The sequence below is a fragment of the Micromonospora sp. NPDC000663 genome (assembly GCF_042898105.1).
In the GTDB taxonomy this organism is placed as follows: Bacteria; Actinomycetota; Actinomycetes; order Mycobacteriales; family Micromonosporaceae; genus Micromonospora.
In genome coordinates this window covers 1,093,326-1,115,951 of the sequence record NZ_JBIAYR010000001.1, presented here as the reverse complement: position 1 = coordinate 1,115,951, position 22,626 = coordinate 1,093,326, and the positions used below count along the sequence as shown (strand labels likewise).

30 protein-coding genes and 1 pseudogene are annotated in these 22,626 nt (G+C 72.8%); 17 read left to right on the top strand and 14 right to left on the bottom strand.

Going from position 1 to position 22,626, the window contains the following annotated elements:
* Positions 1-5: 5 nt before the first annotated feature.
* Positions 6-224 carry a DUF3039 domain-containing protein gene (locus ACFY1S_RS05350; RefSeq protein ID WP_007456912.1) on the bottom strand — a complete coding sequence of 73 codons (219 nt, stop codon included), beginning with the start codon at positions 222-224 and terminating at the stop codon, positions 6-8.
* Between the two features lie 89 nt (positions 225-313).
* Between ACFY1S_RS05350 and ACFY1S_RS05345 the strand changes: the two genes are divergently transcribed.
* Positions 314-1,249 (top strand): pseudouridine-5'-phosphate glycosidase, encoded by a 936-nt coding sequence (locus ACFY1S_RS05345; RefSeq protein WP_387113063.1) that lies wholly within the window; start codon positions 314-316, stop codon positions 1,247-1,249.
* Entirely contained in the window at positions 1,246-2,145 is a 900-nt protein-coding gene (locus ACFY1S_RS05340) for a carbohydrate kinase family protein (protein ID WP_387113061.1), read from the top strand. Before ACFY1S_RS05345 ends, ACFY1S_RS05340 begins: the two co-directional genes overlap by 4 nt.
* A gap of 73 nt (positions 2,146-2,218) precedes the next feature.
* Here the strand turns inward: ACFY1S_RS05340 and ACFY1S_RS05335 are convergent, their stop codons facing one another.
* The gene (locus ACFY1S_RS05335) at positions 2,219-2,578 is read right to left on the bottom strand and encodes a DUF3099 domain-containing protein (RefSeq protein WP_357987199.1); all 360 of its coding nucleotides are present in this window, start codon (positions 2,576-2,578) and stop codon (positions 2,219-2,221) included.
* A gap of 102 nt (positions 2,579-2,680) precedes the next feature.
* Between ACFY1S_RS05335 and ACFY1S_RS05330 the strand changes: the two genes are divergently transcribed.
* Both ACFY1S_RS05330 and ACFY1S_RS05325 read left to right on the top strand, forming a co-directional pair.
* Complete coding sequence (locus ACFY1S_RS05330; RefSeq protein ID WP_124771959.1) at positions 2,681-2,968, top strand: hypothetical protein; 288 nt, start codon at positions 2,681-2,683, stop codon at positions 2,966-2,968.
* A 14-nt stretch (positions 2,969-2,982) separates the two neighbouring features.
* Positions 2,983-3,294 (top strand): hypothetical protein, encoded by a 312-nt coding sequence (locus tag ACFY1S_RS05325; RefSeq protein ID WP_124771984.1) that lies wholly within the window; start codon positions 2,983-2,985, stop codon positions 3,292-3,294.
* 9 nt (positions 3,295-3,303) lie between these two features.
* Here the strand turns inward: ACFY1S_RS05325 and ACFY1S_RS05320 are convergent, their stop codons facing one another.
* On the bottom strand, positions 3,304-3,885 hold the full coding sequence (locus tag ACFY1S_RS05320) for an HhH-GPD-type base excision DNA repair protein (protein ID WP_387113058.1): 582 nt from the start codon (positions 3,883-3,885) through the stop codon (positions 3,304-3,306).
* Between the two features lie 129 nt (positions 3,886-4,014).
* Here ACFY1S_RS05320 and ACFY1S_RS05315 point away from each other — a divergent pair, with 129 nt between their 5' ends.
* From ACFY1S_RS05315 to sigB, 4 genes are all read left to right on the top strand, one after another.
* Positions 4,015-5,019: a CPBP family intramembrane glutamic endopeptidase gene (locus tag ACFY1S_RS05315; RefSeq protein WP_387113056.1), complete on the top strand. Its 1,005-nt coding sequence runs from the start codon at positions 4,015-4,017 to the stop codon at positions 5,017-5,019.
* 34 nt (positions 5,020-5,053) lie between these two features.
* On the top strand, positions 5,054-6,538 hold the full coding sequence (locus ACFY1S_RS05310) for a methyltransferase (RefSeq protein WP_387113054.1): 1,485 nt from the start codon (positions 5,054-5,056) through the stop codon (positions 6,536-6,538).
* Complete coding sequence (gene dtd / locus ACFY1S_RS05305) at positions 6,538-6,960, top strand: D-aminoacyl-tRNA deacylase (RefSeq protein ID WP_387113052.1); 423 nt, start codon at positions 6,538-6,540, stop codon at positions 6,958-6,960. The genes ACFY1S_RS05310 and dtd overlap by 1 nt, the downstream gene beginning before the upstream one ends.
* Before the next feature lie 168 nt (positions 6,961-7,128).
* On the top strand, positions 7,129-8,145 hold the full coding sequence (sigB, locus tag ACFY1S_RS05300; RefSeq protein WP_387113050.1) for an RNA polymerase sigma factor SigB: 1,017 nt from the start codon (positions 7,129-7,131) through the stop codon (positions 8,143-8,145).
* 52 nt (positions 8,146-8,197) lie between these two features.
* Here sigB and ACFY1S_RS05295 read toward each other — a convergent pair whose 3' ends face one another.
* The 3 genes from ACFY1S_RS05295 to ACFY1S_RS05285 are packed head-to-tail and all read right to left on the bottom strand — an operon-like array spanning position 8,198 to position 12,859.
* Positions 8,198-10,753 (bottom strand): GNAT family N-acetyltransferase, encoded by a 2,556-nt coding sequence (locus ACFY1S_RS05295; protein WP_387113048.1) that lies wholly within the window; start codon positions 10,751-10,753, stop codon positions 8,198-8,200.
* A 25-nt stretch (positions 10,754-10,778) separates the two neighbouring features.
* Complete coding sequence (locus ACFY1S_RS05290) at positions 10,779-11,960, bottom strand: acetoin utilization protein AcuC (RefSeq protein WP_387113046.1); 1,182 nt, start codon at positions 11,958-11,960, stop codon at positions 10,779-10,781.
* Positions 11,961-11,998: 38 nt separating this feature from the next.
* Entirely contained in the window at positions 11,999-12,859 is an 861-nt protein-coding gene (locus ACFY1S_RS05285) for a sulfurtransferase (RefSeq protein WP_387113044.1), read from the bottom strand.
* Positions 12,860-12,959: 100 nt separating this feature from the next.
* Between ACFY1S_RS05285 and ACFY1S_RS05280 the strand changes: the two genes are divergently transcribed.
* On the top strand, positions 12,960-13,649 hold the full coding sequence (locus ACFY1S_RS05280; RefSeq protein WP_357987220.1) for a metal-dependent transcriptional regulator: 690 nt from the start codon (positions 12,960-12,962) through the stop codon (positions 13,647-13,649).
* Positions 13,650-13,660: 11 nt separating this feature from the next.
* Here the strand turns inward: ACFY1S_RS05280 and ACFY1S_RS05275 are convergent, their stop codons facing one another.
* Together ACFY1S_RS05275 and ACFY1S_RS05270 are read right to left on the bottom strand one after the other, a co-directional pair.
* The gene (locus ACFY1S_RS05275) at positions 13,661-14,209 is read right to left on the bottom strand and encodes a hypothetical protein (RefSeq protein WP_387113042.1); all 549 of its coding nucleotides are present in this window, start codon (positions 14,207-14,209) and stop codon (positions 13,661-13,663) included.
* Between the two features lie 100 nt (positions 14,210-14,309).
* Positions 14,310-14,564, bottom strand: a complete 255-nt coding sequence (locus ACFY1S_RS05270) for a DUF5522 domain-containing protein (RefSeq protein WP_387113040.1) — start codon at positions 14,562-14,564, stop codon at positions 14,310-14,312.
* A gap of 101 nt (positions 14,565-14,665) precedes the next feature.
* On the opposite strand from ACFY1S_RS05270, the gene ACFY1S_RS05265 reads away from it, so the two are divergent.
* Positions 14,666-15,505, top strand: coding sequence for an alpha/beta fold hydrolase (locus ACFY1S_RS05265; RefSeq protein WP_387113038.1), 840 nt, complete (start codon positions 14,666-14,668; stop codon positions 15,503-15,505).
* A gap of 53 nt (positions 15,506-15,558) precedes the next feature.
* On the top strand, positions 15,559-16,500 hold the full coding sequence (locus ACFY1S_RS05260; RefSeq protein WP_387113036.1) for a MerR family transcriptional regulator: 942 nt from the start codon (positions 15,559-15,561) through the stop codon (positions 16,498-16,500).
* Between the two features lie 26 nt (positions 16,501-16,526).
* Here ACFY1S_RS05260 and ACFY1S_RS05255 read toward each other — a convergent pair whose 3' ends face one another.
* Both ACFY1S_RS05255 and ACFY1S_RS05250 read right to left on the bottom strand, forming a co-directional pair.
* Positions 16,527-17,462 carry a DUF2332 domain-containing protein gene (locus ACFY1S_RS05255; protein ID WP_387113034.1) on the bottom strand — a complete coding sequence of 312 codons (936 nt, stop codon included), beginning with the start codon at positions 17,460-17,462 and terminating at the stop codon, positions 16,527-16,529.
* 51 nt (positions 17,463-17,513) lie between these two features.
* Positions 17,514-18,527 (bottom strand): helix-turn-helix transcriptional regulator, encoded by a 1,014-nt coding sequence (locus tag ACFY1S_RS05250; RefSeq protein WP_387113032.1) that lies wholly within the window; start codon positions 18,525-18,527, stop codon positions 17,514-17,516.
* 61 nt (positions 18,528-18,588) lie between these two features.
* On the opposite strand from ACFY1S_RS05250, the gene ACFY1S_RS05245 reads away from it, so the two are divergent.
* The 4 genes and pseudogenes from ACFY1S_RS05245 to ACFY1S_RS05230 all read left to right on the top strand — a co-directional run bounded on the left by ACFY1S_RS05245 (position 18,589) and on the right by ACFY1S_RS05230 (position 21,147).
* Complete coding sequence (locus tag ACFY1S_RS05245; RefSeq protein WP_387113030.1) at positions 18,589-19,575, top strand: zinc-binding dehydrogenase; 987 nt, start codon at positions 18,589-18,591, stop codon at positions 19,573-19,575.
* A pseudogene (locus ACFY1S_RS05240) lies at positions 19,572-20,447 on the top strand (winged helix DNA-binding domain-containing protein). Before ACFY1S_RS05245 ends, ACFY1S_RS05240 begins: the two are co-directional and overlap by 4 nt.
* The gene (locus tag ACFY1S_RS05235; protein WP_387114309.1) at positions 20,369-20,659 is read left to right on the top strand and encodes a DNA glycosylase AlkZ-like family protein; all 291 of its coding nucleotides are present in this window, start codon (positions 20,369-20,371) and stop codon (positions 20,657-20,659) included. Before ACFY1S_RS05240 ends, ACFY1S_RS05235 begins: the two are co-directional and overlap by 79 nt.
* 80 nt (positions 20,660-20,739) lie before the next feature.
* Positions 20,740-21,147, top strand: coding sequence for a nitroreductase family deazaflavin-dependent oxidoreductase (locus ACFY1S_RS05230; protein WP_387113028.1), 408 nt, complete (start codon positions 20,740-20,742; stop codon positions 21,145-21,147).
* Between the two features lie 148 nt (positions 21,148-21,295).
* On the opposite strand, the gene ACFY1S_RS05225 is transcribed toward ACFY1S_RS05230, so the two are convergent.
* The 4 genes from ACFY1S_RS05225 to ACFY1S_RS05210 are packed head-to-tail and all read right to left on the bottom strand — an operon-like array spanning position 21,296 to position 22,036.
* On the bottom strand, positions 21,296-21,463 hold the full coding sequence (locus ACFY1S_RS05225; protein WP_387113026.1) for a hypothetical protein: 168 nt from the start codon (positions 21,461-21,463) through the stop codon (positions 21,296-21,298).
* Positions 21,460-21,678: a hypothetical protein gene (locus ACFY1S_RS05220; RefSeq protein ID WP_377598727.1), complete on the bottom strand. Its 219-nt coding sequence runs from the start codon at positions 21,676-21,678 to the stop codon at positions 21,460-21,462. Before ACFY1S_RS05220 ends, ACFY1S_RS05225 begins: the two co-directional genes overlap by 4 nt.
* Entirely contained in the window at positions 21,675-21,854 is a 180-nt protein-coding gene (locus tag ACFY1S_RS05215; RefSeq protein WP_387113024.1) for a hypothetical protein, read from the bottom strand. Before ACFY1S_RS05215 ends, ACFY1S_RS05220 begins: the two co-directional genes overlap by 4 nt.
* Positions 21,851-22,036, bottom strand: a complete 186-nt coding sequence (locus ACFY1S_RS05210; protein WP_387113022.1) for a hypothetical protein — start codon at positions 22,034-22,036, stop codon at positions 21,851-21,853. The genes ACFY1S_RS05215 and ACFY1S_RS05210 overlap by 4 nt, the downstream gene beginning before the upstream one ends.
* Positions 22,037-22,149: 113 nt before the next feature.
* Here ACFY1S_RS05210 and ACFY1S_RS05205 point away from each other — a divergent pair, with 113 nt between their 5' ends.
* Positions 22,150-22,359 (top strand): DNA-binding protein, encoded by a 210-nt coding sequence (locus tag ACFY1S_RS05205; protein WP_357987253.1) that lies wholly within the window; start codon positions 22,150-22,152, stop codon positions 22,357-22,359.
* A gap of 52 nt (positions 22,360-22,411) precedes the next feature.
* Positions 22,412-22,597: a hypothetical protein gene (locus tag ACFY1S_RS05200; protein WP_387113020.1), complete on the top strand. Its 186-nt coding sequence runs from the start codon at positions 22,412-22,414 to the stop codon at positions 22,595-22,597.
* Positions 22,598-22,626: the final 29 nt, after the last annotated feature.

Genomic DNA, 22,626 nt, shown 5'->3' with positions numbered 1-22,626 from the left:
GGGCTTCACTCGCGGTACGAGTCGTAGATCTCCTTGCACTTGGGGCAGACCGGCGAACCGGGCTTGGCGGCCTTGGTGACCGGGAAGGTCTCCCCGCAGAGCGCGACGACGAAGGTGCCCATGACGGCACTCTCGGCGATCTTCTCCTTGCGGACGTAGTGGAACATCTCGGGACCGGTGTCGGCGTCCTTCAGCTCCGGACGTTCGAGAACCTCTGTGCTCACGTCTGCACCTCCAACCGTCAAGTTTGGCAGGTCATCACGGCCGGGTCCACTTGAGGCCGGCGGGACCCCGACCCCGTACCGTGCTCAACGTGACTGAATTTCGCATCAGCTACGGCACCGACGTCGCCCACGCCCTGCGCGACGGCCGGCCCGTCGTCGCCCTGGAGAGCACCATCGTCTCGCACGGCCTCCCCCGGCCGCAGAACCTGCGGGTCGCCCGGGAGATCGAGCAGACGGTCCGGGACGCCGGGGCCGTCCCGGCGACCATCGGCATGGTCGGCGGCGAGTTGGTGGTCGGCCTGGACGACGCGCAGCTGACCCGGCTGGCCACCGTCGACGGCGTGAGCAAGCTCTCCGTACGCGACCTGGCGGTGGCCGCGGCGACCGGGGCGGACGGCGCCACCACCGTGGCCGCGACCAGCGCCGTGGCCGCCGCGGCCGGGATCGGGGTGTTCGCCACAGGCGGTCTCGGCGGGGTGCACCGGGAGGCGGCGCACACCTTCGACGAGTCGGCGGACCTGATCACCCTGGCCCGGACGCCGATCGCTGTGGTCTGCGCGGGGGTCAAGTCGATCCTCGACGTGGGCGCGACGCTGGAGCGGCTGGAGACGCTCGGGGTCGCGGTGGTCGGTTACCGCACCCACCGCTTCCCCGGCTTCTACCTGACCGACGGCGGATTCGACCTGGACTGGTCGCTGGAGTCGCCGGAGCAGGTCGCGGACGTGCTCGCCGCCCGCGACGGACTGGCGGTGCACACCGGCGGCCTGATCATCGCCAACCCGCTGCCGGTGGACGAGCAGCTCGACCCGGAGCTGCACGACCGGACCCTGACCGACGGTCTGGCCCGGCTGGAGCGCGACGGGATCACCGGCAAGGCCGTCACGCCGTACCTGCTGGCGCACTTCCACTCGGCCACCGAGGGCGCGAGCCTGGCGGTGAACGTCCGGATCATCCTGCGCAACGCCGACCTGGCCGCGCGGATCGCGGTCGCCTCGGCAGCCCGCAACACCGCCGTCGCGGCATGACCCAAGCGGCCCGGGTGGTCGTCGTCGGGGACGTGCTCACCGATGTCGTCGCGGTACTGGCGGGGCCGCTCGCGGCCGGTTCGGACACCACAGCCGAGATCAGCCTCGGCGGTGGTGGGCAGGCGGCCAACACCGCCGCCTGGGTCGCCGCGCAGGGGGTGCCCGTCACGCTCGTCGGCGCGGTGGGCGACGACGAGGCGGGACGGGACCGGGTTGCCGAACTCGACCGGGCCGGCGTCGACTGCGCCGTGCAGCGGGTCGCCGACGTGCCGACCGGCACGGTGATCGTGCTGGCCGGTGACGACGAACGCACGATGGTCACCCAGCGGGGCGCGAACCTGCGGCTGAGCGACGGGCACGTCGAGCGGGCCCTCGCGGCGCTGCCCGACGCCGGGCATCTGCACCTGTCCGCGTACACCCTGCTGGACGCCGGGTCGCGCGGCGCGGGACTGCGGGCGTTGGCCGCGGCCCGCGAGCGCGGGCTGACCACAAGCGTCGACGCGGCGTCCGCGGCGCCGCTGCGGCGGGTCGGCGCCGCGGCGTTCCTGGCCTGGGTACGCGATGTCGACCTGCTGCTGGTGAACGCGGACGAGGCGACGGTGCTGGCGGGCGGGCTAGACCCGGCGGCGCAGGGCCGGGCGTTGTCGGCGACGGCCCGGCGGGTCGTGGTCAAGCGCGGCGCGGCGGGCGCGGTCTGGGTGGACCGGGGTTCGGTGGTCAGCGTGGCCCCGGCGCGGCGGGTCGCGGTGGTGGACGTGACGGGCGCGGGCGACGCCTTCGCGGCCGGCCTGCTCACCGCCTGGCTCGGCGGCGCCACACCGGCGGCCGCCATGGGCCGCGCCACCGACCTGGGCGCGCTGGCCGTCTCCACCGTGGGCGCACGACCGCAGCCCTAGCGTTCGGCGCGCTGCCCTGGTCGTCGGCGCGCGGCCACGGCCGTGACCTGTCGGACCCTGGCCCGGGGACGGGTCAGGGTTCGGCGTCGATGACCTTGTGGGGGCGTTCCTCGGCGGTGAGGCTCATCGGCGGGGTGTCGTCCACCTGCCGCCGGTGGAACCGGTTGGCCAGCCGGTGCTGCTCCTTGGGCGGCCGGTCGTTGGCCAGCAGCACGGCAAGCCACGGGATGAGCACCATGCCGAGGGCGCACAGGGGCAGCCAGAGCCACAGCAGTGGAGCGTTCGCGCCGACCAGGATCGCGCCGGCGACGATGCAGGCCACCCGGATGCCCATCATCAGGACGTAGCGGCGCTGACGGCTGGTGAGCTGATCGTTCTGGCTGCGCGAGGCGTCGGTGATCAGAATCGGCTGGTACGCCTGCCGCTTCACCATGGACCTCCTCGAGGGGGTTACGCCTCATCCTGTCACCGCGGGACCGTGATCAGCGAACTTCGAGTGATCCGGTGCGTGTTACGCCCGTGGTACGCTCCCGCAGTGGGCAGCAGGTTCAGCTTCACCGACGAGGCGTTGGCCAACCTGAGGGTCTACGACGTCACACCCGGGGAAGTCTGGGAGGCGCTGCACAGCGCCCGACGGGTGATCCGCCACCTGGGCGACGACGTGATGGTGGTCTACGCCGCCGCCCGCCGGGGCCGCCGACTGGCCGTGCTGCTCGCCGAAGCCGATGGCACCGACAACGACTGGGACATCCTCTCCGCCCGCGAGCTGAGCGACGTCGAGTCCAAGCGCTACGACGAAGCCGTACGGAGAGATCGCCGATGAGGGGGGCCGTGACGATGCACCGTAACGACGCGACCAAGCAGTTCCACAGCGGCGACGACCGGATCGCCGATCTGATCGACGAGAGCCCGGCGGTGGACCTGCCCACTCCCGACACCGACGTGCCGATGGTCAGCCGGTCGGTCCGGCTCCCGCTGGACACCTACGAGCGGGTACGCGCCGCCGCCGACGCCCGCGGCATCGGCGTCACCACGCTTATGCGGCAGTGGATCGAGGCGGGCCTGGCCGATCTGGACGACTCCGCCACCGTCTCGCTTGCCGACGTCCGGCGCGCGCTGGCGTCACTGGCGCACCCCACCGCCGCCTGAGCCACCGGGTCAGTCGCCGGCGGTCTTCGCCCTGGCCGCCGCCTTCATCTGCTGCTTGTACTCCCGCACCCGGCGCAGCGAGTCGGCGTCGGTGACGTCGGCCACCGACCGGTACGCGCCCGGGTCGCCGTACCCGCCGGCCGCCTCCCGCCAGTCCTGCGGCGTCACCCCGAACCGCTTGCCGAGCAGCGCCACGAAGATCTGTGCCTTCTGCTTGCCGAAGCCGGGCAGCTCGGACACCCGGCGCAGCAGCTCCGGACCCTCGGTGACGTCGGACCAGAGCAGGGACGCGTCCCCGTCGTACCGGTCCACGAGGACCTGGCACACCTCCTGCACCCGGGCGGCCATCGCCTTCGGGAACCGGTGCAGCGCGGGAGGGGTGGCGAAGAGTGCGACAAGCGCCTCCGGGTCGTACCCGGCCAGCTCCGCCGCGTCCAACTCGTGGCCGAGCCGCTGGGCGAGCACGTACGGCGAGGAGAACGCCTTCTCCATCGGTACCTGCTGGTCGAGGACCATGCCGAGGAGCAGGGCCAGCGGGCTGCGCTCCAGCAGCCGGTTGGCCTCCGGGTCGATGGGCAGTACGAGCGTCATGGGGACATCCTGCCTGGCGTACCGGCTCGGGCGGAGACCGACGCTCCGTACGGCGCCGCCCGCGCTCCGTGCGGGAACGCCGCCGGTGCGATTGACGAGCCGGACGGCCCGGCTGCCATGATCGAAGACATGTCGCAGAGCGCCCCGCCCGGTTCCCCGTACCACCGGCTCGGCCGCACCACCCGGTACCGCTGGTGGCGCCCAATCGCCGGCACCGTCGCCCTGGCCGGGGCGGCGGTGGTGGGGATGTGCCTGCTCTTCGGTGTCGTCACCGTCGTGGCCGAACTCACGGACCGGCCGAGCGACGCCGACGGGCTGCCCGTCTTCGGCCCGGTCCCGGACGCGGCGATCCTGATCGCCGCTCTGGCGCTCCTGCTCCCCCTGGTACTCGCCACCGCCCGACTCGTGGAACGGCGTCCCGCCGGCACGGTCTCCTCGGTGACGGGTCGACTGCGGTGGGGCTGGCTGGGCCGCTGCCTGCTGATCGCCGCACCACTGATCATCGGCATGGTGCTCGGCGCGGACCTGCTGCTCGGCCTGACCACCGACGAGGATTCGTTGCTGGGCCCGGCCGACGCGTGGGTGGGTGCGCCGGAGTTTGCCGCCGGCCTGCTGATCGTCCTGCTGCTGGTGCCCTTCCAGGCCGCGGCCGAGGAGTACGTCTTCCGGGGCTGGCTGGTGCAGGCCGTCGGCTCGTACCTGCGCTCGCCCTGGCCGGCGATCGGCCTCCAGGCGCTGCTGTTCGCCGGGGCGCACGGGTTCGGCACGGGCTGGGGCGTCCTGGACCTGGTCGTGATGGGCGCGCTGTGCGGCTGGCTGACGATCCGGACCGGCGGGCTCGAAGCGGCGATCGGGCTGCACGTGGCGAACAACCTGATCGCCTTCTCCCTGGCGGCCGCGTTCGGCGGGCTCACCGCGGACGAGACGGTGGCCGACGCGCCCTGGCAACTGGTGATCGTCGACGTGCTGGCCATCTCGCTGTTCGCCCTTATCGCCGATCGGCTGGCGGCGCGCCGACACCTGGCGACTGTCGTGCCTTCCACGCCAGGACCGCTGGTGCCCGGGGACATCACGGCGGCACCCGGGACGACCGCGCACCTGCCCGACGCCGACGTCGAATCCCGTGGGTGGTGACCGCGCGTTCCGCCCGGAGGGGCAGGATGGCGGCGTGGACGAACACGACATGCTGCTCTCCCCCGCCGGTGTCGACGCGCTGCGCACCGCGCTGACCGAGGCCGAATTCACCAGCGCGGGCATCGCCGCGCGCCTCGGCCCGCAGGCCACCGCGTCGGTGGCCCGCAACGACTACCGGGCCGCGCTGCGCGCCACCGAGGACCTCGATCCGCTGGCCACCCTGATCCGGGTGTTCATCTGCGACCAGACCGAGTCGGAGGCGGCGGTGGCCGCCGCGCTGGCGCCGTTGAGCCTCGAGGAGGCGCTCACCGGCGGGCTTGTCCAGCGGTACGGCGACGGTCTGCGCGCCGGCGTCGACCTCGAGCCGTACGGCGACGACTGGTGGGTGCTCGCCGACGTGCCGGCCAGCGCCCGACCGGGCCAGCCGTTGCACGCCGAGCACGTGCTCGGCATCGGCGGGGCCACCCAGACCCTGATCGGCGCGACGATGCGCCGCCCGGTCGACACCGCACTGGACCTGGGCACCGGCTCCGGCGTACAGGCTCTGCACCTGGCCACCCACGCCAACTCGGTGACCGCCACCGACCTGTCGGAGCGGGCCCTGCGCTTCGCGGCGACCACCGCCGCCCTCAACGGTCAGGACTGGGAACTGCTGCGTGGCGACCTGGTCGCACCGGTGGCCGGCCGACGCTTCGACCTGGTGGTGAGCAACCCACCGTTCGTGGTCGGTCCGGGCACCACCACGCACGTCTACCGCGACTCCGGCCGGGTCGGCGACGCGATCGGCGCCGAGCTGGCCGCCGCCGCTCCCGGCCTGCTCACCGAGGGCGGCACCATGCAGTACCTGGCGAACTGGGTGCACGTCGCCGGCGAGGAGTGGGACGAGCGGGTGGCCGGCTGGTTCACCGGGACCGGGCTGGACGCCTGGGTGATCCAGCGCGAGGTGGCCGACCCGATGGCGTACGTCGACCTGTGGCTCACCGACGTCGGCGAGACCGCCGACCCGCAGCGGATGGCCGCCTGGCTGGACTGGTTCGACGCGCACAAGGTGGAGGGGATCGGCTTCGGCATCGTGTCGCTGCGCCGCGGTGGGCACGCCGACCCGGTGGTCCGGGTCGAGGACCTGCGCCAGCGGGTGCAGCCGCCGCTGGGCGACCAGATCGCCGCCTGGTTCGACCGACAGGACTTCCTGCGAGTACGCGGCACCGAGGCGTTGCTCGCCGAGCGCTACCGGGCCGCCGACGGCCTCCAACTGCGGCAGGAGGCCACCATGGGCGACGAGGGCTGGGCGGTGGACCGGCAGGTCCTCGCGATGCCGCACGGCCTGCGCTGGACCGAGGAGATCGACCCGCTGGTGCTGGCGCTCGTCGGCGGGGCCGACGGCCGGCTGCCGCTGCGTGACCAGCTCGCCCTGCTCGCGGCGGCACACGACGTCGAGCCGGACGAGATGGCCGAGGCCGCCGGCCCGATCGTGGCGCACCTGGTGGAGCGGGGCTTCATCGAGCCGGTGATCGCCTGATGCGGGCGGTGGTGCAGACCGTCGGGCGGGCCAGCGTGACTGTGGACGGCGAGGTGGTCGGCGCGATCGAGAACGGCCTGCTGGTGCTGCTCGGGGTGACCCACACCGACACCGGGCAGACCGCCGAGACGATGGCCCGGAAGGTGCACGAGCTGCGCATCCTTGACGACGAGGTGTCCGCCGCCGACATCGGCGCGCCGATCCTGGTGGTCAGCCAGTTCACCCTCTACGGCGACGCCCGCAAGGGCCGCCGGCCGAGCTGGCTCGCCGCCGCCCCCGCCGAGGTGGCCGAGCCGCTGGTGACGGCGGTCGTCGACGCGCTACGCCAGCGCGGCGCCACTGTCGAGACCGGTCGCTTCCGCACCCACATGCTCGTCGAGAGCGTCAACGTCGGCCCCCAGACGCTCGTCCTGGACCTCTGACCGGCGGAACACAGCCTGACGACACACCGCACCGGCGATCCGACCGGTTCCTGTCGGGTGCCCGATCGCCTCACTCCCGTTTCACGTCCCGCCCGCCAAGCTGTGTGTCACACCGGCACCACTGGGCCGGAAGACACGGCACAGACGTGGATACGGGGAGAGACAGAGATGGCCCTGCAGATGACGGAACACCGGACCCGCCCGAGCACCAGCACCGACACCGACGGGCCCGTCGAGGCTCTCGCCGACCTGGACGCCACCGACGAGCGTGGCATCTCCACCGACCTGGTTCGGGCGTACCTCAACGGGATCGGTCGGACGAAGCTGCTGACCGCCGCGCAGGAGGTCGACCTGGCCCGCCGCGTCGAAGCCGGCCTGTTCGCCGACGAGAAGCTGGCCACCTGCACCCCGGTCTCCGAGGAGTTGCGGGCCGATCTGGAGCTGATCGTCGCGGAGGGCCGCGCGGCCAAGGACCACCTGCTGGAGGCGAACCTGCGGCTGGTGGTCAGCATCGCCAAGCGCTACACGGGTCGCGGCATGGCCTTCCTCGACCTCATCCAGGAGGGCAACCTGGGCCTGATCCGGGCGGTGGAGAAGTTCGACTACGCCAAGGGCTACAAGTTCTCCACGTACGCCACCTGGTGGATCCGGCAGGCGATCACCCGCGCCATGGCCGACCAGGCCCGCACCATCCGCATCCCGGTGCACATGGTCGAGCAGGTCAACCGGATGGTGCGGGCCCGCCGCGAGCTTGCGGTGACGCTGGGCCGCGAACCCACTGTCGCCGAGGTCGCCCGGGCGCTGGAGATCCCCGAGATCCAGGTCATCGAGCTGATCTCCTACGACCGGGAGCCGGTCAGCCTGGACCAGGCCGTCGGTGACGACGGCGAGAGCGCGCTCGGTGACTTCGTGGCCGCGGTGGACCCGCGTACCGAGCCGGGCGACGCGGCCGCGCAGGGCGAACTGCGCAACGAGGTGAGCATCGTGCTGGCCACCCTGTCCCAGCGGGAGCAGGCGGTCATCCGGCTCCGGTTCGGTCTCGACGACGGCCGGCAGCGCACCCTGGACGAGGTGGGCCGGGAGTTCGGCCTGTCCCGGGAGCGGATCCGGCAGATCGAGAAGGTGACGCTGCTCAAGCTGCGCGCGCCGGAGCGGGCCCAGCGTCTGGAGGCGTACGCCTGCTGACACGTGTCGCTCCGCGACAGGCCCTGGCGGTTCGCCGGGGCCTGTCGCGCGTTCAGAGCCGGCGGGGGCCGGTGTCGGGGCGGGCGGTCACCCCGCCGACGCGTACCTCGGCGTGCAGGACGGAGATGCCGTCCGGGCGGGCGAGCACCGGGTTGAGGGTCAGCGAGCGTACCCGGGGCTGCTCGTCGGCGAGCTGACCCACCCGCACTAGCAGGTCGGCCAGCGCCGCCCGGTCGACAGGCGCCGCGCCCCGGTGCCCGCGCAGCAGCGGTGCCGCCCGGGGCTCGTCGACCAGTTCGGCGGCGTCGGTGTCGGTCAGCGGCACCGCCCGCCACGCCCGGTCGCCGAGCAACTCGGTGGCGACCCCGCCGAGACCGAAACCGACCACCGGCCCGAACGCCGGATCCTCCACCAGTTCCACGACACAGGCCACGCCGGGCGGGACCATCGGCTGGACCAGGACGTCCGCGCCGAACAGCGCAGCCACCTCGGCGTACGCCCGGCGCAGTGCCGGTTCGTCGGGCAGGCCGAGCCGGACGGCGCCGAGATCGAGCCGGTGCCGCAGCCCCGGCGCGGCCGCCTTGAGGGCCACCGGGAAACCCAGCCGCGACGCGGCCTCCACCACCGCGTCGGCCGAGTCGGCGGAGAGCGACGCCACCGTCTCGATGCCGTACGCGGCCAGCAGCGCACCCGGGTCGATGGTGTCGGCGTGCAGGGCGGCCTGCGCCGCGTTCGCGTCCACCCGGGGCAGCTCGGGTGTCACGCCGGGCGGCCGGCGCAGCCACTCGGCGTACCTGTGCACGCGGGCGAGAGCACGCACCGCCTCCTCGACACCGCCGTACGCCGGCACCCCGGCGGGCAGCCGGCCGACCAGGAACGTCGCCACCGTCGGCTTGCCCAACGCCAGCGCGGCCGGCAGCGCAGCGGTGACGTCGGCGTCCACATTGGTGAGCTGGCCGGGCAGCGGGGGCGCGAACACCACCACCAGGGCGTCCACCCCCTCGTCGGCGGCCGTCTCGGCGAGGGCGGTGGCGAACTCGGCGGCCCCGGCGCTCGGCCCCACGTCGCGGGGATAGCCGTCCGCGACGGTGAGGCCCTGCCCGGCGCAGGCCGTGGCGGCCAGCCCGGTCAACGCCGAGGAGTTGCCGACCACGCCGACCCGACCGCCGGCCGGCAGCGGCTGGTTGGCCAGCAGCACCCCCACGTCGAGCAGTTCCGCCACGGTGTCCACCCGGATCACCCCGGACTGGGCGAACAGCGCCGCCACCGCGACCTCGTCCGGGCCGTCGGTGTCACCCACCCCGGCCGGGCGGGCAGGCGAGGCGAGCGCCACCACCGGTTTCGCCCGACCGATCCGCCGGGCCAGCCGGGCGAACTTGCGGGGGTTACCGAAGGTCTCCAGATACAGCATGATCACGTCGGTGCCGGGGTCGTCCTGCCAGTACTGGAGCAGGTCGTTGCCGGAGACGTCGGCCCGGTTACCTGCCGACACGAAGCTGGACAGCCCGAGGCCACGCCTGTCCGCCTCGGCGAGCAACGCCACCCCGAACGCGCCGGACTGGCTGAAGATGCCCACCCGACCGGCCGGCGGTAGTGCCGGAGAGAGGGTGGCGTTGAGGCGTACCGTCGGGTCGGTGTTTGCCACGCCCAGACAGTTCGGGCCGATCACCCGCATGCCCGCGGCGTGCGCCGCGCGGACCAGCGCCCGCTGCCTGGCCGCGCCCTCCGCGCCGGCCTCGGCGAAGCCGGCCGAGATGACCACCAGGCCGTGCACCCCCGCGGCTGCCGCGTCGGCTACCACGGTGGTCGCCGCCTCCGGCGGAACCGCCACCACCGCCAGATCCACCGGGACACCGGCGTCGACCGCCGACGGGTACGCGGGCAGACCCGCCACTGTCGATGCGCTCGGGTGCACCGGCACCACCGCGCCTGTGAAACCGCCGTCGCGCAGATGCCCGAGCACCGCCGCTCCGACGCCCTGACCGGTGGCGCTGGCGCCGTAGACGGCGATGCCCCGCGGGGCGAGCAGCCTGGCGATCGACCTTGCCTCGGTGCGGTGCTCCCGGCCCCGCTGCACCTCAAGCGTCGCCTCGGTGGGCGCGATCGGGAAGCTCAGGTGCACCACGCCGTCGGCGTACTCGCGCTGGACCTGGTAGCCGAAGTCGGCGAAGACCCGCAGCATCGTCCCGTTGGTCGGCAGCACCTCGGCCACGAAACTCATGATGCCGTTGCGTCGGGCCGCGTCGGCCAGGTGCTCCATCAGCACCGAGCCGATGCCCCGGCCCTGGTGGGCGTCCTCCACCACGAAGGCCACCTCCGCCTCCGGGGCCTGCGGGCCGAGCCGCTCGTACCGGCCGACCGCGACGATCTGGTCGCCGGCCAGCACGACGAACGCCTCCCGGTCGCGGTGGTCGACAGTGACGAACCGGATCAGGTCCCGTTCCGGGATGCGCGGATACGGCGAGAAGTAGCGCAGGTAGCGGGTGCGCTCGGAGAACCTGCTGTGCATCGCCACGATGCCCGGCGCGTCGGCCGGGCTGATCTGTCGCAACTGGACGGTGCTGCCGTCCCTGAGCAGCACGTCCACCGGCTGGTCCACCGTCGTCACCGGCGTGGTCCTCCCCCGGCCCGGCTCAGTCCCGCGGGTCGTGCGGGTCGAGCCCGAGCAGCGGGAAGACCGTCTTGCGGGTGGCCGCGATGGCCCGGTCCACGGCGTTCGGCTCGCCGGTCGGCTGCCACGGCGCGTACGACGGGTCGGCGTCGTCGGTCATCCGCAGCGGAATCTCCCGGCCCGGACGACGGGCGGCGGCCAACTCCCGCCAGGCGGGCGGGGTGAGCGTCGCCGGGTCGACCGGGTCGCCGGTGGCCACGGCCAGCAGGTGGCTCCAGGCCCGGGGCACCACCTCGACAAGCGCGTACCCGCCGCCGCCGGTGGCGACCCAGCGGCCGTCGCACAGTTCGTCGGCGAGCGCCCGCAACGCCAGGTAGGTGGCCCGCTGACCGTCCACGGTGAGGTTGAGGTCGGCGAGCGGATCCAGTCGGTGCCCGTCAGCGCCGCACTGGGTGACAAGCACCTGCGGCCGGAACGCGCGCAGCACCGACGGCACGATCGCGTGGAACGCCCGCTGCCAGCCGGTGTCGTCGACACCCGGCGGCAACGGCATGTTCACTGAGGTGCCCTGTGCGCCGGGCCCGCCGGTCTCGTCGGGGAAGCCGGTGCCCGGGAACAGCGCCAGCGGGGTCTCGTGCAGGCTCACCGTGAGCACCCGGGGGTCGTCCCAGAAGATCTGCTGCACCCCGTCGCCGTGGTGCACGTCGACGTCCACGTACGCGATGCGCTCCGCGCCCAGGTCGAGCAGTCGGGCGATGGCCACGGCCGGGTCGTTGTAGACGCAGAAGCCGGATGCCCGGTCGGGCATCGCGTGGTGCAGGCCGCCGGCCACGTTCACCGCCCGGCGGGCCTCGCCACGCCAGACCGCCTCGGCGGCGGCCACCGTCGCGCCGGCGATCAGCGCGCTGGACTCGTGCATGCCCTCGAAGACCGGGTTGTCGGAGGTGCCCAGCCCGTAGCCGGCGAAGAGCGGGTCGCGGGGGGCCGCGCGCACCGCGGCCAGGTAGGCCGGGTGGTGCACGCGGGTGAGCAGGGCGTCGTCAGCGGGCTCCGGCTTGACCATGCGCACCCCCTGTCGTTCGAGGATGCCGAGCTCCCGGGCGAGCGCGACGGTCAACTCCACCCGGACCGGGTCGAGCGGATGGTCACCCATGTCGTAGGCGAGCAGCGACTCGTCCCACACCACCACCGTGTCGTCGGACATGAGCCCATCGTCGCACGAGGACCGTCCGCACACGCAGGTCAGTGACCGGGTGTCGGACCGGTGGCGACCGGCCGGGCCGGGTCTGCCACCCAGTTGCTCCACGATCCGACGTAGAGCGCCGCGTCCGGTCGGCCCGCCAGGTGCAGTGCCAGCACCGCCTGCGCGGCGGTCACCCCGGAGCCGCAGTACGCCCCGACGGACCGGCCCTCGGTGACGCCCGCCGCGGCGAACCGCTCCCGCAGCACGTCGGCCGCCGCGAAGCGCCCGTCCGGGCCCACGTACTCCCCGGCGGGCAGGTTCGCCGCCCCCGGCACGTGACCGGCGACCGGGTCGATCGGCTCGGTCTCACCGGCGTAGCGGGGCGCGGCCCGCACGTCGAGCAGAACGGCGTCGTCCGCGGCGGCCAGCCTCGCGGCCTGCGCCGCGTCGAGCACCGGCAGGTCACCGGGGCGCACCTCGACGTCACCGGGGGCCGGATCGGGCGCCGTGGTCGAGACGGGCCGGTCGGCGGCCACCCAGGCCGGGTAGCCGCCGTGCAGCAGGCGGACCGGACGGTGTCCCGCCCAGCGCAGCGTCCACCAGGCCCGCGCGGCGGCCAGGCCGTCGCCGCCGTCGTACACGACGACGGGGTGACCGGCGCGGACCCCGGCGGCCCGCAGCGCGGCCTGCAACGCGGCCGGGTCGGGCAGCGGGTGCCGGCCGCCGGCCCCGGGTGGGCCGCACAGCGCGGTGTCCAGGTCGACGAAGACCGCGCCGGGCAGGTGACCGGCGAGGTAGTCGTCGCGGCCGGGCGGCCCGGTGAGCCGCCAGCGGACGTCGAGCAGGGTGGGCGGATCGTCGCGGTCGAGCTCGTCGGCGAGCCGATCGACCTCGACCAGCGGCTCCTGGGTACCGGACATGGCGACCATCCAACACCATTCGCGTCAACGGCACACGGCTCGGCGGCGGTCGTCGCCCACGAGCCGAGGTAGCATTCTGCACCGGAGGGCCGCTGACCTTATGAAGTCTCACGACCTGGTCGACACGACCGAGATGTACCTGCGCACCATCCTCGAGTTGGAAGAGGAGGGGGTGCCGCCGCTACGTGCCCGCATCGCCGAGCGCCTGCGGCAGAGCGGCCCCACCGTGAGCCAGACGGTCGCCCGGATGGAACGCGACGGCCTGCTCACCGTCGAAGGTGACCGCCATCTCACGCTCACCGCGCTGGGTCGCGGCAGCGCCGTGTCGGTGATGCGCAAGCACCGCCTCGCCGAGTTGCTCCTGGTGAACGTCATCGGCATGCCCTACGAGGAGGCCCACGAGGAGGCCTGCCGCTGGGAGCACGTGATGAGCGACGCCGTGGAGAAGCGGGTGTACGACCTGCTCAACCGGCCGACCCGCTCCCCGTACGGCAACCCCATCCCGGGGCTGGAGGAGCTGGGCTCCCCCGAGGCGGAGCCCACCGAGGCCGGCGACGGTGAGCGCAACCTGGCGTTCCCCGGCCTGTCCGGGCCGGTCGTCGTCCGCCGGATCTGCGAGAGCGTGCAGACCGACGCCGACGTGCTGCGCCAGTTGCACGCCGCCGGTGTCGACCCGGGTGCCACGGTGACCGTGGCGCAGGAACGCGACGGGGTGTCGATCGACCGCTCCGGCGACCGGGTCCGGCTGCCCCGCGAGGTCGCCTCCCGGGTCTTCGTCGCCGCCAACTGACCGAGCGGGCGTCACAACGCCCGGGTGTCGACCTTCTTGGCCAGCGTGACCAGACCACCTGTCAGCTTCTCGGCAGCCGCCCGCTCGCTGTCCCGCGTGCCGGTCCAGCTCAGCGAAGCCAACCGTCCGTCGCTGGCCAGCCAGCCCACCTCGGCCACCGGCCCGTGCCCGCCCGTCGCGGCGGTGGTCCGCCGGTACGCCTGCTGACCCAGCCCGGTGACCTTCGCCGCCCTGTCCGGCACCACGTCTGCGCCGAAGGTGGTCCTGTCGATACTGGTCTCGGTCACGCTCAGCGTCAGCTCGGGCAACGTCGCCGCCTCGGAGCGCACCACGCAGGTGTGGGTGTCGTCGCGTTCGCTGGCCGCCGCCACGTCGAAGCGCACATTCACCGCCTGCTCGATCAGCGTGAAGTCGAGCAGCCGGCAGGCACCGCCCGAGGAGGCCGCCGCCACGTCCACCGTGCTCGGCACGGGTGGCGGCACCGCCACCGGCTCGGCCTCGGCGGCGCAGCCGCTCACCAGCAGCCCGGCCAGCCCCGCGACCACGATCCGCCCGCGCACGCCCCACCCTCTCGCCGACCGACGGGCACAGGGGTGTCCGCCGCATCTCCGTCGGACACCGTACGGGGTGTCCGGGTCGGGCGAAAGCCCCCGCTGACGCCTATTCCGACTGTGGATCGTCCACGTACGGGCAGTGTCGGCAGCCGCGTCCGCAGCAGGTGCCGCGTCGGGCCAGGAAGCCGGCGCTGAGCACGAACAGCCCGCTCGCCGGGTCGAGGTAGCCGGCCTCACCGGCAGCGAGTGCGGCGGTGTGCGCGGCGAGGATCCGTTCCCGATCGGGGTGCGCCGGTGGCAGCCGCGACGGGTGCGGCTCGGTGAGCGGCCGGTCGGCCAGCGGTTTGCGCTCTCCGGTCACCGCAGCAGTCTAGGGACGGACGCTCATCGGTGCCCTGCCAGCACGGCCGCCACCTCGCCGGGCGGTTCCCGCGAGCCCACCGACCCTGCGATGCTGTGCCCATGCCCACCTTCACCGCACCGGACGGCACCACCCTGGCCTACCGGGTCGTCGGCGGTGGCACCCCGCTGGTCTGCCTGCCCGGCGGCCCGATGCGCGACTCGGCGTACCTCGGTGACCTCGGCGGCCTGGGCGCGTACCGGACGTTGGTCGTCCTCGACAATCGGGGCACCGGCCGCTCGGCCGTGCCTGCTGACGTCTCCAGCTACCGCTGCGACCGGCTGGTCGATGATGTGGAGGCGCTGCGCCGACACCTGGACCTCGACCGCCTGGACCTGCTCGGGCACTCAGCCGGTGCCAACGTCGCGCTGCAGTACGTCACCCGCCACCCCGAGCAGGTTGGTCGGCTCGCGCTGGTGACCCCGAGCACCCGAGCGGTGGGGCTCGCGGCGACCGCCCCGCTGCGGGCGGAGGTCACGCGGGTCCGGGCGGGTGAGGGGTGGTTCCCGGCGGCGATGGAGGCGCTGGACTCGATGGTGGCCGGTGGGGCGCCCGGAGACGCCTGGCAGGCGATCGCGCCCTTCTTCTACGGCCGGTGGGATGCGGCTGCCCAGGCACACCAGGCGGCCGAGCCTGGCCAGCGCAACCAGGAGGCGGCCCGGGTCTTCGGTGCCGACGGCGCCTTCGATCCGGCGGCCGTCCGCGCCGCACTCGCCACCCATCGCGGCCCGGTGCTGCTGCTCGCCGGCGAGGTCGACCTTGGCGCCCCACCGGGCCTGGTGGCCCAGCTCGGCCAGCTGATGCCCGAGGCCGAACTTGTGGTCCAGCCCGGCGCGGGCCACTACCCGTGGCTCGACGACGCCGAACAGTTCACCGAGACGCTTGCGGCGTTTCTGAGCTGACCACCGGCATCCGGTGTTGAGTCTCCAGCGGGGGGAGACAGCAGGGTGGGGGCATGAGCGGCGAGGAGCGTTACACGATCGGCGAGCTGGCCCGGCGTACCGGCCTGAGCGTCAAGACCCTCCGCTACTACGCCGATCAGGGCATCGTGCCGCCGACCGACCGGAGCCCGGCCGGTTACCGCCGCTTCGGCCCGGACGCTGTCGCCCGGCTGGAGTTGGTCCGGACGTTGCGCGACCTGGGGGTGGACCTCGCCAGTATCCGGCGGGTGGTGGACCGCGAGGTGCCGCTGCACGAGGTGGCCGCCGCGCACGCCGAGGCGCTGGCGGTGCAGATCCGGGTGCTCCGGCAGCGCCAGGCGGTGCTCGCCACGGCCAGCCGGCGCGGCGCTAGGCCGGAGGAGCTGGACCTGCTGCATCGGCTGGCCCGGCTCTCCGGCCAGGAACGCCGCCGTCTGGTCGCGGACTTCCTCGACGCCGTCTTCGACGGCCTGGTCGCCACACCCGCGTACCCGGGGGTCATGCGGTCGCTGACCCCTGAGCTGCCCGACGAGCCCGACACCGAGCAGGTGCGGGCCTGGATTGAGCTGGCCGAGCTGGCCCAGGACCCGGACTTCCGGGCCAGCATGCGGCGTCTGGTGCGCGGGTACGCCGCCGATCACGACGTTCCGGGGCCACCCCGCCCGGACGCCGTCGCGGTGGTCCGCGACGGTGTGGCCTCCGCCCTGGCAGCCGGCCTCGATCCGACCCGACCCGAAGCCGATCCGGTGGTGGCGGACGTCACCGGCCGGTACGCGCACCTCACCGGACGCCCCGACGACGCCGACCTGCGCCAGCGGCTGCTGGCTCGGCTGGACGCCGCGAACGACAGCCGCCGGGACAGGTACCTCGACCTGCTGTCAGTGATCAACGGCTGGTCGACAGGCGGCGGTGTCGCACCGGCCGTGGACTGGTTCAGTCGTGCGCTGCGCGCCCGGATGCCCGCGCCGGCCCGCTGAGATCGGATCGGCACGGACGGGCGGCGTCAGCCGAACCAGGTCATCGCCTGGCCGTGCCCGCGCGCCCACGCCAGTGGTGTGCCGTCCCGCGCGACGACGTTGAACAGCCCTTCCCCCGGCGGGTCGGGCAACCCGTCGTGGGGCAGCACCTCCGGGGCCTCGATGGCGACCCAGTGCCCGGGCAGGCCACGGACCAGCCGGACGAACGCCTCCCGGCGCGCGGCCGGCACCTGGTACAGCACGGAGGTGTGGAACACCACGAGCGTCGCGTCGGCCGGCGCCCGCGCGGCAAGCGCCGGCAGATCGTCCACCAGGTCACCGCGGACCAGCAGCGGCGGGTCGGCCGCGGCGACCGCCGCCGCCCCGCGCAGCCGGGCCCGCCGGTGCGCGTGCTCCGGCCAGATCAGGGCGTCCAACCAGGACACATCGTCGGGGTCGGTCACGTCGAGCGGGTTGAGGTCGAGGCCGGCCCGCCACACCACCTCGGGTACGCGCTCGGGCGGCGCGAACCCGTCGGCCGCGCAGTCCAGCACCGGCTCTCCGGAGCCCACCCGGTGCTCGCCGTACCGGTAGGAGTACCGGTCGGGGTAGAGGCAGAGCCCCGCGGACGCGCCCACCTCCAGCAGCGCGAGGGGCTGCGGCAGCGCGGCGAGCACGGGCAGCAGGACCGCGCACCGGCCCGCCTCGTTCGTCTGGGTGGCTCGGGTCCGGATCTCCGCCTCGATGGCCTGCCAGTTCTCCACAGTGAAGTCGTGGAACGCGCCTGGATCCTCGACCGGGCCACCGAGCCACCGGACGACACCGAAGAGCAGGTTCGGCTGCCGCTTGGCCGGCGGGAGCCCGTCCAGCAGGGCGAGCAGGTCGTCGTCGCGGGACACCGCACGGGACAGCCGCTCGTACAGGGGCGAGATCCCGCGCACCTCGCGGTTGGCGAATCTGTCGTACGCCTCAGCCGTCGTCATGCCCTGATCGTCGCAGCCCTGCCCCGACGACAGGGCCCCCTTCCCGCCGGTTCAGGGCGCGACATTGCGCACCGTGCCGGCCGCGCTGTCGGTCGGAGGTTGGTCCACGACGGCTGATCCTTGTGCGGCATGGAGGAATCGGCTCCCCCAGTCCCGGAGATGGTCGGTGAACTCCCGAGGGCTGAGCACCTCGAAGTCAGCGCCGATGTTGCCCAGTGCCTGGGTCGGCCAGTCCAGGCTTGTGGACACCATTGTGAGACGGCAGCGCCGGCCGTCGACGGCTTCGATAGTGCCCCACTGCCCGACGATCCGGCGGACGTGTTCGGCGGGTGCGTGCACCAGGGTCCGCACGGTGTACGCAGGGGGGACGCCTGTGGAGGCGCGCACGAACTGGGCGGCGTCCCCGGCGGGGAGGGGGCGTGGACGGAACCTCGCTCCGAGGCTGCGCGGGTCGGTCAGCCGGTCGAGGCGGAAGCTGCGCCAGTCGTGTCGGCTCAGGTCGTACGCTGCCAGGTACCAGCGGCCGCCGAGTGCGACAAGGCGGTGTGGTTCGACGTCTCGTTCGGTGTCGGCGCCGCCGCGCGCTGTGTAACGGAATCGCAGCCGTTCCTCGTCCCGGCAGGCCTGGGCGATCACCGTGAGCACGTCGGCCGGCACGACCGGTCCCGCGGCCGTGGGAGAAACGGTCATCGCACGTAACGCGTTCACCCGGGCACGCAGACGCGGCGGGAGGACCTGCACCACTTTGGTCAACGCGCGCACCGCCGCGTCCTCGATCCCGGCGATGCCGCTCTGCGCGGCGTCACCCATGCCGACCGCCAGCGCGACGCCTTCCTCGTCATCGAGCAGCAGCGGAGGCAGGACCGCACCGGGTGCCAACTGGTATCCGCCGTCGGTGCCTCGGGAGGCGGACACCGGGTAGCCGAGTTCCCGCAGCCTGTCGACGTCGCGGCGCAGGGTGCGTTCCGAGATTCCCAGGCGGTCGGCCAGATCGGTGCCGGACCAGTGGCGGTGGGTCTGCAGCAACGCCAGCAGCCGCAGTGTTCGGGAACTGGTGTTGGCCATGGCGCGATCTTCGCAGCACTTCCGGCCAGGAAGTGACCGGAAGGAGGCATAGCGTCGTCTCATGATCACTCGCGAGATTCAGCTGACCACTCAGATCGCCGGCGTACCCGGTCTGGAGCACTTCACAGTCGTCGACACCGAGATCGACGGCGAGGTCGTCGTCCGCACCGAGCACCTGGGGCTGGCTGCCACCTACCTCGAGCTGATGCGGACCGACTGCCAGCTGCCGATCCCGGCGTGGCAGCCGGGCCAGCGCATCGGCGTCATGGCCATCGGCACGGTGCTGCGCTCGAACAGCCCGGACCTACGAGAGGGCGACCTGGTCCAGTCGATGAGCGGCTGGAGTACGCACTCCGCCGGGCCGGCCGCCTCGTACGTCAGGCTGGACCGCGACGCGTACCCGGATCCGAGCTACCACCTCGCACAGGGACCGACCGCCTACCACGGCACGGCGGGCGTGGCCAAGGTCGGCGCTGGCGATGTCGTGTTCGTCTCCGGCGCGGCCGGCGGCGTCGGCTCCCTGGCGGCCCAGATCGCCCGCAACCTGGGCGCCTCGCTGGTCATCGGCAGTGCGGGCAGCCAGGCCAAGGCGGGCTACCTCGTCCGCGACCTCGGTATCGACGCCGCGTTCGACTACCACCAGGATCCCGTCGCAGCCCTGAAGGAACTAGCACCCGAGGGAATCACCGTCTTCTTCGACACCGTCGGAGGCACGCTGTACGAGGCCGCGATCGAGGTGGCCGCGCCCGGTGCGCGGTTCGCGTTGTGCGGATCGCTGTCCACCCAACTGGGCGCGGCGCCCCAGCGATTCCCCGAGCCCGACCGGGCCGCCGCCGCAGCCAAGGGGATCCAACTGCTGCCCTTCTCCTGCCACCACACCCCCGAGCAGATCGCCACATGGCACGCCCACTTCCGGGCCTGGCTCGACCAGGACAGGTTCGTCTTCCCGCAGACGGTCGTCGAGGCCGGCATCGACGCTGTGCCCGATGCCTTCCTGTCTCTGTTGGGAGGCGCCTACCGTGGCAACGTCTCGGTGCGGCTGGCATGACACTGCTGTCGCGTCGCGCCCTCAACCGGGCACTGCTGCACCGTCAGTTCCTCCTGGAACGCACCGACCAGTCGCCGCTTGACGTGATCCGGCGTCTGGTCGCCATGCAGGCACAGGAACCGAACTGGCCCTACCTCGGGCTGTGGAGCCGGATCCGCGGGTTCTCGCACGCCGACCTGACCACCCTGCTGGCCGATGGGCAGGTCGTGCGCTCCGGCCTCCTGCGCAGCACCCAGCACCTCGCCACGGCCGACGACTTCCGTCGGCTGCGGCCGCTGCTGCAACCCGTCCTCGACCGCACCGCGAACTCGCCGTACTTCCGGCGCAACGGCGAACGGCTGCCCACCAGGGCGCTCATGGCCGACGGACACGCGCTGCTGGACGCCGGGCCGCTCGCCCGTAAGGAACTCGCCCACCGCCTCGCCGCCCGCCATCCGGGCCGCGACGGCCGGATCCTCGCCGGCGAGTTCGAACTCCGCACCCCGCTCATCCACGATCCCGCCACCGCGTCCTAGGGAACCTGGGGCAACCGATCGTCCATCATCGTCACCGCCCTGCCGGCCGACGCTGTCGAACCCGTGGCGATCCAGGACCTGATCCGCCGCTACCTCGCCGCCTTCGGACCGGCCACAGTGGCCGACGTCCAGGCGTGGAGTGGACTGACCCGACTGAACGACGTCGTCGCGGACATGGGCACCGGACTACGCCGCTATCCCGGACCCGACGGCCGGACGCTGCTCGACCTGCCGACGCGCACCTCCCCGACCCGCACAGCCCGGCGCCCGTACGACTACTGCCCGCGTACGACAACGCCCTGCTGGGCCACGCCGACCGCACCCGCATCATCAGCGACGAGGACCGCAAGCAGGTGATGCCCGGCAGGGCCCTGGTACACAGCACAATCCTCGTCGACGGTTTCGTCCGTGGCACCTGGACCTTCACCGGGGACGACATTCGACTGGCCCCGTTCCGGCCTCTTGCCAAGGCCGAACAGCAAGCCGTCGACGACGAAGCGAACCGGATGCTGCCCTTCCTCAGGTACCGCGAGCCTGAACGGCGCCCGTTGTCGCCGCCGGCCCGCTGATGCAACGTCACAGTGCCGGGTACCGGCCGGACTGCCAGAATCGTGATCAGTAAATCGGCGGGTGCAAGCGAAAGGACGTCATGAGCGACTGGAACGAGAAGATCATCGCTGAGTTTCGCGCCAACGGTGGGCAGGTGGGCGGCCAGTTCGCCGGCGCGCCACTGCTGCTGTTGCACACGGTCGGCGCCAAGAGCGGCCAGCCTCGGGTGAACCCGATGATGTACCAGGAGGTGGACGGCGGCTACGCCGTGTTCGCCTCCAAGGCCGGTGCGCCCACCAATCCCGACTGGTACCACAACCTGCTCGCCAATCCGCATGCTCAGGCGGAGATCGGTACGGACAAGGTCGACCTGGTAGCCCGGGTTGCCACCGGGGACGAGCGGGAACGGATCTGGGGCGCGCAGAAGGCCGCGTACCCGGGCTTCGCCGAGTACGAGCGCAAGACCACCCGGCAGATCCCCGTCGTCGTGCTGGAACGTACGCCCTAGGCGGAGCCGGCCTGCACACTCTCCGCGAGTCGGGGAGTAGCTAGAACGACGCTGCCCCGGCTCCGAGCAGGAGGCCGGGGCAGCGCACTTCGGCGAGCAGATGTTCCGGTCCACCTAGGGCACACTGTTCGCCCAGCCCTGAGCCGATCTACTCGCGCGGCTTCCTGCGATTCGCAATCTCCTCCAGGTGCTGACGCTGGTGTTGACGCACCATCTCGTCCCAGACCTCCTGGTCGTAGTCGGGATCGGGCGGGATCCACCGGTGCGAGTTGTCGCTGTAGTGGAACCGCTCGTCTCCCCGCCGGATCAGGCTCACCGGACCCAGCCCAGAAAGCGCCTGTGCAGCAGCCCGGCGGGCACCCAGGTCAGGTCCTCGGCAGCCCAGACCAGGTAGGACCCCATGTAGAGGCTCAACGACACGGGTGCGCCGTCGAACTCGGCGCGCAACTCGGTGCGCCGGGTCCTGCAGGGCCAGGGCGCGCCGCAGCCACCGCAGGTCCACACCGGAAGGACCGGACCGTGCGCGGTCACCGCAGGCCGTCCAGGAAACGCCGGGTGGCGACCCGGGCGTGCCAGCGGGCCGCCCATTCCGCCTGATAGCAGGGGTACGGGGACAGCCGCGCCCACCACCAGCGACAGCCCGCGCAGAGCCCGTCGACGCCGGGCAGGTGCACGGACAGGATTCGTCCGACCTGATCCTCGGTCACTCCTGCTCCTCCCCTGGCCAGTGGCCTCGCCGGATCGGGATGCGGTGCCGCGCCCGGCAGGGCAGATCCGCACCGCAGCGGCAGATCCGCCGCCACCGCCGCCACGACCAGACCGGCCGATGCCGCCGCGCCAACGTCAGCGCCACCGCCAGGTAGTCGTCGTACGGCACCCGCTTCGGCATCGACCCTCCCGGCGTCCGCCGCCGGTCGTGGTCGCTACGAGACACTGCACACGACTGGGTTGACGATTGGTAAGTGACGATAGTAAAGCACAAGTCGAGCTTACCTTCAGCCGGTGAAGCGACCGCGCTTGTACGGGCCTGGCGAGTTGGCCGCCCTGTTCAACGTGTCGCGGCAGCGGGTCCTACAGATCACCCGCCGACCCGGCTTCCCCGAGCCGGTGGCCCGCCTGATCGGGACGACGATCTGGGACGCCGACGAGGTTGACGAGTGGGCGCGACACAATCGCCCGCCACGTCCGACCGACGGCACCGAAGACCGCTGACTCGACGGCATTGCTCACCGGGATCCCTGGTTCGCGTGACTGGTACGCCAACGTGCTCGCGCATCCCGAGTTCACGCTGCATGTGGCTGGCCTGGATCTCCAGGTGCGAGGGCGTCCCGTAACCGACGAGGACGAGCGGGCACTCGTGTTCGGCGAGATCGTCCCGACCTTGGACTGGGCCGGAAGCTTGGAAAGCTGGATCGCCGGAAGCCCTCTATTGGAGATCGAATTCGGCTGACACCCACTCGACTTCGCGGACATCCCGAA